Origin of the sequence: Vreelandella nigrificans, from assembly GCF_002374315.1 — a bacterium.
In the GTDB taxonomy this organism is placed as follows: Bacteria; Pseudomonadota; Gammaproteobacteria; order Pseudomonadales; family Halomonadaceae; genus Vreelandella; species Vreelandella nigrificans.
Window position 1 is genome coordinate 1 of record NZ_NWUX01000067.1, and the last position, 1016, is coordinate 1016.

The 1016-nt window shown below is 60.2% G+C and carries 2 protein-coding genes; both read left to right on the forward strand.

Annotation, left to right across the window (positions count from 1 at the left end):
- Positions 1 to 294: transketolase-like TK C-terminal-containing protein (locus CPA45_RS22485; protein WP_422822060.1), on the forward strand; the 294-nt coding region annotated here is incomplete at its 5' end.
- A gap of 58 nt (positions 295 to 352) precedes the next feature.
- On the forward strand, positions 353 to 1016 hold a 664-nt coding region (locus CPA45_RS22490; protein WP_133066823.1), incomplete at its 3' end, for a biotin/lipoyl-containing protein.

Here is a 1016-nt window from a genome sequence, read left to right on the forward strand (position 1 = left end):
TGCCTGGAAGGCCGCGACGGCCCGGTGATTGCCTCCACCGACTACATGAAACTCTACGCCGACCAGGTACGTGCCTGGGTGCCAAGCGACTACACCGTGCTGGGTACCGACGGCTTTGGCCGCTCCGACACCCGCGAGAAGCTGCGCTACTTCTTCGAAGTAGACCGCTACTTCGTCACCGTCGCAGCCCTACGTGCCCTGGCAGAGCGTGGCGAGATTGATCGCAAGCACGTCGGCGAAGCGCTGAAGAAGTACGGCATCGATGCCAACAAGCCCAACCCGCTGACCAGCTAAACCGCAGCCCGGCGGGCACTGGCCCGCCGGCTCGATCCGATTTGGAAGGAGCGCGACCTTGAGTAGCGAAATCATCAAAGTTCCCGACATCGGTGGCGATACCGATGTCGAAATCATCGAGATTGCGGTGTCAGAAGGCGACGTCATTGAAGCGGAAGACACCCTGATCACGTTAGAATCCGACAAAGCCAGCATGGACGTGCCCACCCCGAAAGGCGGCAAAGTCCTCAAAGTGCTGGTTAAAGAAGGCGATACCGTCTCCGAAGGCGACGACATTGTCGAGCTGGAAGTCGACGGCGAAAGTGGCGGCGACGAAACGTCTGATAGCCAGGCCAACGACACGCCAGCCAAAGAAGACAAGCCGAAAGAAGCCTCTAAAGCGCCTGCGCCCGCAGCTAACAAAGCCAGTGGTGGCAAGCAGACGGTCGATATCAAAGTGCCGGATCTCGGCGGCTCGGACAGTGTTGAGATCATCGAAGTCGCCGTTAGCGCAGGCGATGAGGTCAACGCCGAAGACACCCTGATTACCCTGGAGTCCGACAAAGCCTCCATGGACGTGCCCAGCCCACACGGCGGCAAGATCGTTGCGCTGACCGTCAAAGAGGGCGACACGGTGTCGGAAGGCGACGTGATCGGCCAGATGGAAATTGCCGGTGGTGGTGATGCTGCGGAAGAAGCGGCGCCAGCCCAGGAAGCTCAGTCAACGCCAACCAGCGAGCCAG